Source organism: Kamptonema sp. PCC 6506, assembly GCF_000180455.1.
Classification (GTDB): Bacteria; Cyanobacteriota; Cyanobacteriia; order Cyanobacteriales; family Microcoleaceae; genus Kamptonema; species Kamptonema formosum.
Map to the genome: position 1 here is coordinate 1 of NZ_CACA01000076.1, position 3,917 is coordinate 3,917.

The following is a 3,917-nucleotide window of genomic DNA, read 5'->3' on the forward strand; positions in this document are numbered from 1 at the left end:
TAGCCCCTTCTTATAGTTGAGTGGAGTGAAATACTAAAAAAGCGATAGCATAAGTTGGGAAATGGGTTTTTAAGAAATATGAACTTAACGCCAGGAACAGTCCTTCAAGACGGCAAATACAGGATAGACGACATTTTGGGTATAGGAGGGTTCGGGATTACCTACCGAGCCACCCACACCTATCTCGCTCAAACAGTCGTACTCAAAACCCTGAACGAAAGCCTGTATCAACACCCTGATTTTGAGAAATTTCAGGCGCAATTTGTTGCAGAAGCCAAGCGTCTTTCCTGGTGTCAGCATCCTAACATCGTGCGGATGCTAGACTTTTTTGACGAAGCAGGGTTGTCTTTTATTGTCATGGACTATATTCCTGGCCAAACTCTAGCTCAATTGGTAGAATCGGGTCAGCCCTTACCAGAAACCGAAGCCCTGCACTACATTGGGCAAATTGCCTCCGCTCTAAGTACGCTTCACCAAAGCGGCTTAGTACACCGAGATATCAAACCAGAAAACATTATCCGGCGATCGGGGACTGGGTTAGTGATGCTGATTGATTTCGGCATTGCCCGCGAGTTTACCTCCGGTATGAAGCAAACCCACACCAGTTTTCTATCGCCTGGGTACGCGCCAATTGAGCAGTATCTCTTCCAAGGAGAGGAGAAAAAGGGGGATAACTTTTCCAGCTTCAATTCATCGAGCTCAGGTTTAGGGAAAACCCAAATCGCCAATCAGTTGACTCCAGCCAGCGATATCTACGGTTTGGCTGCCACCTTTTACTACTTGCTGGCGGGGGAAGCGCCTGTGGCGGCTCCCCTACGCGATCGCATTCCCCTATTTCCCTTGCGCCAATTCCAATCCCAACTTAGTCCAGCCATTGAGCAAACTATTCTGCGAGGCCTGGAAATGGATGCTCGCAACCGCCCCCAGACAATAGAAGATTGGCTGGCTTTTTTGGAGGCGCAGCAGTTATTAGAAAGGAAGAAAAAGCTAGCAGAAAATGCCGAATTACCTGTTTTACCTTCTTCATCCTTTATTCTGTTCCTGTTTGTGTTTACGGCAGCGCTAGCTGGTTGGATCGGTTTTGACTTGGCGCGTCGTTATAGTGGCACGATCGCTATGAACAAGCAGTTTCCAGGGGATCGTTCCTTAATGCTCTTTGAGAATTCCCTGCACCCAGAATTTCGCAGTCAAGATCCCTCTGCGCCTTTATTCGGTGAACCCTCTGTCGAGAGCCGCCCTACAGTCTCTCTGCAATTGCATAAACCTCCGAAAGGCAACTCTGAAAGCCTTACGGAGCAACCAAATACTGCATCTGCCCCCACTATCGAATCCTCCCCAACACCAGTTCCTAAATCTTTTGAGCCTAAACTCGAGCCTGAGCTTGAGCCTAAACCTGAGCCTAAACCTGAGCAGGTAGAATCATTTGCTCCTGAACCTGAGCCTGAGCAGGCGCAACCCTATACTCCTGAACCTCAACGGGAATTTCCGTCAGAAGCTGCGATTGCCCCTAAACCTGCACCAGTTCCAGAAGTTGCACCTTTACCACCAGAGCCGCCTCAGCCCTCTGAGCCACCAGCCGCGATCGCTCCCCCTGCTGATGCTCCTTTATTTCCAGAAGCTCCGCTAGAGCCTGCCTTAGAACCCAGTCCGCAGCCGGAGCCAGAGCCGGAACTGTTGCCGCCAAGCTCGGAGGAGAATAGTGCAGACAGTTCTGTGCGATCGCAGGGCCCGCAAGATTTGGTGCCGACTGTTCCCTTCCCAGAACCTGCCTCCAACTAAGAAGAAGCAACAAAGAAGAAAGTGGGTATTTTAGGTTTAATTAGATGCCTCTACTCATAACTAAATCCTTTTAGAGAAAGGATTGACGAATATTCTCTGATGAAAGATAGTGAAAACGGGAAAGGACTACCAAAATTGGTTCATAATGAGCATTATTACTCTTGACAAAGGACTAGATTTATATATCTGAACGGAAGGAACCTAAATTTTGCATTTATCATCTAGATATTTGAAGTCTTTCAAAAGAAAGATGGTAAATTTGTCAAATAATTGTTACCTTCTGTAATATGTAGGTAGAGCTAAACGATCTAATCAGGGGTGTCCTGAAACTAACTGGCGATCGCTGGAAAAAGTCACAACTCTGGTTAATCTAGGTTTTTGCTACCGTATCACTCTATTCATCTGAGGATTCAGCTATGAACCAGCCCATAGAACTCTCTTTGGAACAACAATTCAGCCTGTGCTCTTTCCAAACACAGGTTAACCAAATGAGTCGCGAACAAGCTCAGGAGTTTTTAATCAAGCTCTACGAACAGATGATGCTGCGAGAAACTATGTATCGCCATTTTCTAAAACACCAGTGGGGTCTAGAGCCCAACCCTGGACTTGAGTAAAGCTTAGTCGCAGTGGGCGACCTCCGTCTCTTACTCTGTTTCCTACGTGGAAAGGAGTTGGGGGTGATGGGGCGTCAACTTGCAATCTGGCAAACGATAAAACGCGAAAGGCAAAAGGAAAAGGTAAAAATATTTTTTATCTACAAATAAATATTAATTTTGATTAATTTTGTAAATGTTGAAGCTAATTTTTAGATATAGCAACCTTCTTGGCAGTTAGGACGTTCTGAATTCATGAAACCATTGATTCTCTATCCCTTCTTTCCCTAGTCCCTAGCCCCTAGCCCCTAGCCCCTAACTGCTGAAAGCGGTTGCTATACCAAGATTTGAGGGTGCGCGATCGCGCACCCTCAATATCATTCTGGCTGGCGCTCTATAGTTGCCTCCATCACACTCGTGAGATAATGACCGGCCATCAGACCGCTAGAGTGGTAATAGCGATTGTCATCAATCCGGTGCAGAGTTTCAAAACCAGTCCGGCGCTGGCGTTCATCCCCTAAAACCCAGTAACGCTGGACAATAGACTGGGGAGCAATCCAACCTTCCCCCTCGACACGGCCAAGTTCGCTGTGTTGGAGTACAAAAGTGTATTGCCGTTCGTCGCTATCGAGATGTCCTCGGTACTGTAAAACAATCTCTTCGCGATCGCCTCCGGGAAACACGAGCTTTGTTACCATACTGAACCAATCTGTACGGTTCCAGTTCACTAAAGTCTTCCCTTTGACTGTAATTGGCAAGCCATTGCGCTCTATCCAACTTCCTTCGAGCGCCCATTGACCTGATTCCATTAAAAAGGTGTGAGCCACAATATCCTATGCTTTTCGCGCTGGCTACAATGCTGGTGCAACAACTCAGAAGGGTTGTTCTTGAGATTCTATGCTATCACGCCTGACTGTGCGGATAATGATGAATTTCTCCTAAAATTACAGCAGTAACTGCACCAGTAACTTCGGGAAGATTACCTGGAATGCCGCAACTGCGCCAATAGGCTAAAACCGCGAAGGCGATCGCTTCTTTGAAATCAGAATTCAACCCCGCTTCAGAGGTTGTCAGCACTTCCACAGGCGCTAAATGCGATCGTAACCGCTCTTTTAAATATAGGTTGCGGCTACCTCCCCCGCACAGCAAAACTTGATCGGGCATTTGGGGCAAAAAGTTGCGGTAGCTATGCACTATGGAGGTAGCCGTCAATTCTACAAGGGTAGCCAGAACGTCAGCGGGGCTAAGATTCTCAGCTTCGGCTTCAGCTAGACACTGATGTAAATAGTCGGGGCCAAATAGCTCTCTACCTGTAGATTTGGGCGGCTGTTGGTGGAAAAATTCTTGCTGCAACCATCCCTCTACTAAAGCGTGGCTAGGAGTGCCGCTAGCAGCCCAAACACCGTCTTTGTCGTAAGTTTTGGTTCCACCAGAGAAGTGTTGCACCGCTAGATCCAAAAGGCTATTCCCTGGCCCCGTGTCCCAACCTAGAACCTGGGGAGCGGGGGTGCGGGGGAGTAGGGGAGATGAGGAAGTTAAATCGAA

Annotated in this window: 4 protein-coding genes; 2 read left to right on the plus strand and 2 right to left on the minus strand. The window is 47.6% G+C overall.

The genetic code is table 11. The features are described from left to right. Positions 1-78 precede the first annotated feature (78 nt). Together OSCI_RS03805 and OSCI_RS03810 are read left to right on the plus strand one after the other, a co-directional pair. Positions 79-1,779 carry a serine/threonine protein kinase gene (locus OSCI_RS03805; RefSeq protein WP_007353542.1) on the plus strand — a complete coding sequence of 567 codons (1,701 nt, stop codon included), beginning with the start codon at positions 79-81 and terminating at the stop codon, positions 1,777-1,779. Between the two features lie 416 nt (positions 1,780-2,195). Further along, positions 2,196-2,393 carry an NblA/ycf18 family protein gene (locus tag OSCI_RS03810; protein WP_007353543.1) on the plus strand — a complete coding sequence of 66 codons (198 nt, stop codon included), beginning with the start codon at positions 2,196-2,198 and terminating at the stop codon, positions 2,391-2,393. A 356-nt stretch (positions 2,394-2,749) separates the two neighbouring features. On the opposite strand, the gene OSCI_RS03815 is transcribed toward OSCI_RS03810, so the two are convergent. Both OSCI_RS03815 and OSCI_RS03820 read right to left on the minus strand, forming a co-directional pair. After that, the gene (locus OSCI_RS03815; protein WP_026103739.1) at positions 2,750-3,199 is read right to left on the minus strand and encodes a hypothetical protein; all 450 of its coding nucleotides are present in this window, start codon (positions 3,197-3,199) and stop codon (positions 2,750-2,752) included. A 76-nt stretch (positions 3,200-3,275) separates the two neighbouring features. Then, on the minus strand, positions 3,276-3,917 hold a 642-nt coding region (locus OSCI_RS03820; protein WP_193387012.1), incomplete at its 5' end, for an anhydro-N-acetylmuramic acid kinase.

Bases quoted from the DNA above. Each gene is read 5' to 3' on its own strand.
- OSCI_RS03805 (WP_007353542.1), top strand. From the start codon at position 79: ATGAACTTAACGCCAGGAACAGTCCTTCAAGACGGCAAATACAGGATA.
- OSCI_RS03810 (WP_007353543.1), top strand. From the start codon at position 2,196: ATGAACCAGCCCATAGAACTCTCTTTGGAACAACAATTCAGCCTGTGC.